The organism is Paraburkholderia sp. SARCC-3016, assembly GCF_031119615.1.
GTDB lineage: Bacteria > Pseudomonadota > Gammaproteobacteria > Burkholderiales > Burkholderiaceae > Paraburkholderia.
In genome coordinates this window covers 204,460-210,689 of record NZ_JAVHZD010000012.1, presented here as the reverse complement: position 1 = coordinate 210,689, position 6,230 = coordinate 204,460, and the positions used below count along the sequence as shown (strand labels likewise).

Genomic DNA, 6,230 nt, shown 5'->3' with positions numbered 1-6,230 from the left:
AAGCGGTCTTAGGAAGACAAAACATTCTACCAACTCCTTGGCTCACAGAACGACATGGCTACGATCCGACTTCAGGTGACCCTGTCGGCAATGGCGGGGCGGCAGTTGCCGTTTGTGTCGGTACTCGTGCCGTTCTGGCTGGTCGCGACGTTCGTCAAAATGGAAGGCGGCACCTGGAAGCAGGTGTTCGAAGTCTGGCCGGCAATGTTGTGCGCGGGTTTGACGTTCGCGGCGATGCAGTTTTTTGCATCGGGCAGCAGCGCGCTGCATTTGATGACCGATGTGGTGTCAGGTGTATTTTCGGTGATCTGCACGGCGCTGTTTCTGCGCTTCGTCTGGCATCCAAAGACGCGGTTTCTGCTGCGCTCCGAGCGCGAGGCGCTCGAGCGCGCGGGTCAAAACCCGGAAACCGTCACGGCGGACTCGAACGGATGGAAGTACCGGTACACGACGCGCGAGACGATTCATGCGTGGATGCCGTGGGTGATTCTGATTGCGTGTTGCGCATTGTGGGGTGTGCCGGAGTTCAAGAAGCTGCTCAACGGTCTGTTCTCAGGCGTGACGTTTTCGACGACATTGCTCGGCTCGCCGTTTGCCGGTTCGCTGTCGCTGCCTGTGTGGGACATGCCTGCGCTGCACAACCTCGTTCAACGCATGCCGCCGGTTGCGCCCGTCAATGCGAAAGCTGAAGCGGCCAAATTCACGATCAACTGGTTATCGACCGCAGGGACGGGCGTGTTCGTCGCGGCCTTGCTTGCCGGTCTTGTTCTTAAGTTGAATGCGGCGCAATGGAAGGAAGCGTTCATCCAGACCATGCGGCGGATGAAGATTCCGGTGCTGGTGATCGGTCAGGTTCTGGGCCTTGGATTTCTGACGCGCTATTCGGGCACGGATGCGGTGCTCGGTCTTGCGTTCACGCATGCCGGCTTTCTTTATCCGTTTTTCGCTGCCTACCTCGGCTGGCTCGGCGTATTCCTCACCGGCTCCGATACGGCGTCCAATGCGCTGTTCGGCAGCCTGCAGCGGATTACGGCGCAGCAGCTGAACCTGAATCCGACACTGATCGTCGCGACGAATTCCACGGGCGGGGTGATGGGGAAGATGATCGACGCGCAGTCGATCATGGTGGCCTGCGCGGCCTGCTACGACGATCCGAAGGAGCGGTCGTTCGCGTTAGGCCCGATCTTCAGGACGGTATTTTTCCATTCGATTGCGGGCGCAGCGGTGATCGGGATCATCGCCATGCTGCAGGCGTATGTGTTTCCCTCAATGATTCCATAGGCAGGAGAAGGGCCGTACGGCCCTATCGAAGCTCATCGAGCCGCTTCGTCTGGCGCCTGACAAGACGCTCGATGTCGCCGATATCGGCTGCCGAAAGCCGGGGGCCCGGTTTGCGCAGCGCCGCCGAAGCAATCACGCCGCGCTGCGCCATGATGTGCTTGCGCACCGCGAGGCCAATGCCCGGCTGTTGCTCATAGCGCGCGAGCGGCAGATATGCATCGAACAGATCGTGCGCGCGTTCGATGTCGCCGTTCGCATGGGCTCGGCACACGTCGACCATCATTTCGGGGTAGGCGAAACCTGTCATCGCACCGTCGGCGCCGCGCGTCAGCTCTTCCGGCAGAAAGAGACCGCCGCCGTTGCCGGTCAGGATCGAAACGCGCTTGAGTTCGCCCTTGTCGCTCGCGGCGCGGATGGCCGACAGCTTCGCGAGGCCGGGACAATCTTCATGCTTGAGCATCACGCAGCCCGGCAAGTTCTTGAGGATCCGCAGCACCACCGGCGTGGACATCTGCACGCCCGTCGAAACCGGGTGGTCTTGCAGAACCCACGGGCAACCGCCTCCCAGGGTCTCGTTGACCATGTCGAAGTAGGCGACGATCTGGTCGTCGGTGCGCAGCGTCGGAGACGGTGCGACCATGACGCCGGAGGCGCCCATGTCCATCACGCTCACGGCCAGTTCGCGCATGGGCGCGAAACCCGCTGCCGATGCGCCGACTACCACCGGCACGCGCTCGGCCACGCGCGCGAGTACACGCTTGACGAACGTACGCGACTCGTCGGCCGTCAGCTTGGTCGCTTCACCGAGGATGCCGAGAATCGTCAGGCCGGTCGCGCCGCGCTCCAGATAGAAATCCACCATGCGGTCGGTACTCTCGAGATCGAGATCGCCGGTTTCGGTGAACGGCGTCACTGCGATCAGGAAAACGCCTTTGGCAGTGGCATTCAACAGGTTGCTCATGAAGTCGTGCTCCTCGTTGGGTTCGGCCTGGCGATGATGGCAGTATTCGACGCCGCGAGACGCTCGCGTGTTCGCGATCGCGGCGGACGCCTCGATCCGCCTTTCAACGATGCCAGGACGACAGATCCCACTGCAGCGGCAGGACTTCTGCTCGGGCGCCCGGAGATGTCCGCAGCGGAATGCGACGTTGGCCGATTAGTATAGGCAACGGCAAGTCCGATATAAAACGGATAGTTTCTTGTCTGAGCATCGAAAAATTCGATGCATATGTGGATTTTTGGATCCCTCCCGGTTTGCGCTAAAACAGCGCACGCAACCAGCGCATGACGAATGGCCCCGCGATAATCCCCCACGTCATCAAGCAAAGGCCAAGTGCCGCCATCACAGCCGCGCTGCCCAGATCTTTCGCGCGGCGCGATAGTTCATGACGTTCGAGGGAGATGCGGTCGATCGCCGCTTCAAGGCTCGAATTGAGCAGTTCGACGATCAGCACGAGCAGCACGGAAGCGAGCAACAGCACGCGCGAGGCCGCATCGACGGGCACGGCGAGGGCGCACGGTATGAGTATCGCGGCCAGCACGAGTTCCTGGCGAAATGCGCTCTCTTCGCGGATCGCGACGCACAAGCCGGCTACCGAGTGCTTCGCCGCGCGCCAGCCGCGCATAAGACCCCGGCTGCCTTTGTACGGATTGAACGATAACGGCGAGAGCGGATCGTCCGGGGAAAGCGGTTCGGGCGGGACGTCTGGCTGCATAGCTGCATATCGTGGGTTGAGGGAATAATGAACAACGTAGGGATGCAAATTAATAATTGACCTGAGCCTGAACGGAATGTTGCCCGGCGGTTTCCATTCGCGGCCGCTGCACGAAGGGGTCGACGTCGTGCCAGCTGGCTTGCGAGCTGAATACGCCGAACAGGTCGTCCGAGACGAAGCGTGGTTTGGTATCGAGATCGCGCAGAAGCGATTCGTCGTAGGTTGCGGCGATATCGGATGGCGTATAGCCCATCAGTTCGAGCAGCGTCGGTGCAATGGCGAAATGAGATGCGCGGCCCGGAAAACGCCGCGACACGTCGGCGAAGCGCTGCCTCAGTCTCTGGTCCCCGGTGGCGACCAGCAACGGCACGATACCTTCCTGAGCATCGACATTGCTGGCGGAACTGCAATGGGTCAGGTGTCCCGGACGGAAGTTCTGACCATGGTCGGACGTGTAGATCATCGTCATGCCATCCCAGTTCGCCTCGCGTGTCAGTTGAGCCATTGTCCGGTCCGTCGACCAACGGACGGCCCTGGCATACGTTGCAAGCGTTGCGGGATCGTTGCCCACGTAGTTGCCGTCGATGGACACAGGAGGCTTCTGGTTGCCGGGAGCGTCGTTCACGTAAGGGAAATGGGCGCCATTCTTGTTCGCGTAAATGAACACGCGATCGCCGCGGCCGAGTTCGGACAGGGTAATACGGATCAGTTCGTCGTCGAGCTGATACGTGGGGACGCTCGTGTCCAGTTTGTAGAGACGGTCGATCGAGTTCGTCTCCGAGGGAGTCATATAGTTTTGCAGCTTGCCATAGGCGCTGATGAAGCCAGCCTGCGCATCGATATAGACGGTGCGGAATCCTGCCGCTTTCGCGTACTGCCAGACGGTCGGATTGGTTGTGATGCTGGTCGTGAGATTGCGTGGGCTGGCCATAAAGCGCAGCAATGCGTTCGAATTGTTGGAACAATTGCTTCCCGACACCGCAGGACCGAAGTCGATCCAGGGCCCGCTTGCCGAGGCCCATTCCGGCGTGTACGGATTGCCCGGCTCGAGGCTCACATGGTCGGCACGCACGCTTTCGTCGACCATCAGAACCAGTGCGCGCACCAGTGGGGCGCCAGGCTCGAATTGCACCTGATGGCGATCGGGGAATCTGCCGGTATCGATCTTGTAGGCGGCCAGGGCAGAGAGCGAGAGTGGCGCAAACTGCTTGGGCATGGCATCCGATCCTTTACCGTCCCGATAGAGCACGACGAGGATCACGATCCCGATGGGCAGAACCGGGGCCATGGAAAGCGCAAATCGCATCGGGCGACGAACTTCGGTAGACAAGCCTGTTGGCATGGCGAACGCGACGAAGCTTGCGCATAAGACGGTTAGCGACGGCGCGATTGCGCCGGAATAGAAATCCAGCGCCCGATTCACGTCATGGCGAGCGGACCAGAAATTCAGCACGTCGAATATGAAGAATTCCGACTGCTGAACCGCATAGTAGGCAAATGCCGCCGTCCCCGCGATGCTGAGCGGAACTGCCCAGAACAGGCGCACGCCAGGAGAGGGATGAAAAGCGGCTGCCAGAATAGCGGCTAGAGAAAGAATCCAGATCGCGCCGAATATCACAAGCGTTATCAGGCGCTTATCGACGAGCAGAAAATGCACGCGACTTAATGCGCCATGGTTCGTGGCATTGATTACCACGACCAGTAGCCCGGTCTTTACCAGGAAAGCAGGTTTAATTCTCATGGACCCTTCTCGCTCTCGATGACGAGTTTCCCCGGGGAGGCATAGCCTTCCCGGTCGCGTTATAAGCAGCGGATGAAGCGCGACCATGAGAACCGGAATGTGCGGGTCGCAGAGGTGAATGAAAGGCGACGGCGCGGATAATGTAAATCGTAAAAGGCCTGCTTCTGCGCGATGGCGCACAAAAGTGTGTCAATCGTGTGATGGCCTCGCTAGAGTTGCGGATCGAGCAGTGCGGCAACGCGTTCCAGCAGTTTTTCGGTGAATGGGCGACGGCGCCAGTCGTCAAGTGTGATGCGTTTTGCGTGGGCGACGTCCTCGTCGAAAATCGCGGTTTGCTGCTGCGCGAAATCGCGGTCGTAGATGTTGAGATTAGCCTCGTCGTTGAGCTTGAAAGAGCGGCTATCGAAGTTAGTGGAGCCAACCGATACCATATACTCGTCGACAACGATCAGCTTGCAGTGGAACATCGTCGGCTGATACTCGTGCATCTCGACGCCTGCCGCGAGCAGGTCGCCCCAGCACGCGCGCGACGCCTCGCGCACCGTATGGGTGTCGATGCGCTTGCCTGGCGTGATGATGCGCACCTTCACGCCGCGCTTCGCCGCCTCGACGATTGCGTTGATGGTCAGCTTGTCCGGCACGAAGTACGCGCTCGACAGATGGATGGAATGCGTCGCGGCGGTGATCGCCATGAGGTACATGAGCTGCATGTCGTCGCTGCCGCCCGACGGCGAGCTGCTGAACATATGTGCAAGGCCGTCGCCTGCCGCGTCGATTTCCGGGAAGTAGTGCGGGCCGTGCAGCACGTTCCCGGTTGCCTTGACCCAGTTGTCCATGAAGACTGCCTGCATCTGGCCGACGGCTGGGCCTTCGACGCGGAAGTGCGTATCGCGCCAGTGCTTCTCGTCCTGTGCGTGCCCGGTCCATTCGTCAGCGATACCGACGCCGCCCGTGAAGCCGATGCGACCGTCGATCACGAGCAGCTTGCGGTGCGTGCGGTCGTTCATGCGGCCGAGGCCCGTCCAATGCGGCTTGTGATACTGGATGACTTCCGCGCCCGCTTCGCGCAGCATCCGCAGATAGCGTCGGTCCATTTTCGACGAGCCGACCCAGTCGAGCAGTACATGCACCGCGATGCCCGCGCGCGCCTTGTCGGCCAGCGCCCGCGCGATTTCCTCGCCGACCGCGCCGGACCAGTAAATGAAGGTCTCGAAGGTGATCGTGTGACGTGCGGCACGAATGCCTTCCAGCATCGACGGAAAGATCTCGTCGCCGTTCACGAGTACCTCGAAGCGATTGCCCCCGACGACAGGAGGCCCGAGCAGCAGGCCCATCGAGCGCATGAATTGCGGGTCTTCGCTGGGGTACAGCCGTTCGATCTTGTGCTCGATCTTCTTTTCGCCGCTCGACAGATTCGCGATGATCAGTACGACGACGAGCGTTACCACTACAGTCAGGACAATCAGGGCAATCGTCGGCATGCGCGTGCCTCG

5 protein-coding genes are annotated in these 6,230 nt (G+C 60.5%); 1 reads left to right on the top strand and 4 read right to left on the bottom strand.

The features are described from left to right. Nucleotides 1-54: 54 nt before the first annotated feature. Nucleotides 55-1,281: an L-lactate permease gene (locus tag QYH69_RS14495; RefSeq protein ID WP_308832552.1), complete on the top strand. Its 1,227-nt coding sequence runs from the start codon at nt 55-57 to the stop codon at nt 1,279-1,281. A gap of 22 nt (nt 1,282-1,303) precedes the next feature. Here QYH69_RS14495 and QYH69_RS14490 read toward each other — a convergent pair whose 3' ends face one another. From QYH69_RS14490 to cls, 4 genes are all read right to left on the bottom strand, one after another. Beyond that, on the bottom strand, nt 1,304-2,242 hold the full coding sequence (locus tag QYH69_RS14490) for a dihydrodipicolinate synthase family protein (RefSeq protein WP_308832551.1): 939 nt from the start codon (nt 2,240-2,242) through the stop codon (nt 1,304-1,306). 298 nt (nt 2,243-2,540) lie between these two features. After that, on the bottom strand, nt 2,541-3,044 hold the full coding sequence (locus QYH69_RS14485) for a diacylglycerol kinase (protein WP_374992414.1): 504 nt from the start codon (nt 3,042-3,044) through the stop codon (nt 2,541-2,543). Nucleotide 3,045: 1 nt separating this feature from the next. Continuing rightward, on the bottom strand, nt 3,046-4,737 hold the full coding sequence (locus QYH69_RS14480; protein ID WP_308832550.1) for a sulfatase-like hydrolase/transferase: 1,692 nt from the start codon (nt 4,735-4,737) through the stop codon (nt 3,046-3,048). A 209-nt stretch (nt 4,738-4,946) separates the two neighbouring features. Further along, the gene (gene cls, locus QYH69_RS14475; protein WP_308832549.1) at nt 4,947-6,218 is read right to left on the bottom strand and encodes a cardiolipin synthase; all 1,272 of its coding nucleotides are present in this window, start codon (nt 6,216-6,218) and stop codon (nt 4,947-4,949) included. Between the last annotated feature and the right edge of the window lie 12 nt (nt 6,219-6,230).

Excerpts from the sequence above, each read along its gene's own strand:
- QYH69_RS14495 (WP_308832552.1), top strand. The coding sequence starts at position 55 with ATGGCTACGATCCGACTTCAGGTGACCCTGTCGGCAATGGCGGGGCGG.
- QYH69_RS14490 (WP_308832551.1), bottom strand. The coding sequence starts at position 2,242 with ATGAGCAACCTGTTGAATGCCACTGCCAAAGGCGTTTTCCTGATCGCA.
- QYH69_RS14480 (WP_308832550.1), bottom strand. The coding sequence starts at position 4,737 with ATGAGAATTAAACCTGCTTTCCTGGTAAAGACCGGGCTACTGGTCGTG.
- cls (WP_308832549.1), bottom strand. The coding sequence starts at position 6,218 with ATGCCGACGATTGCCCTGATTGTCCTGACTGTAGTGGTAACGCTCGTC.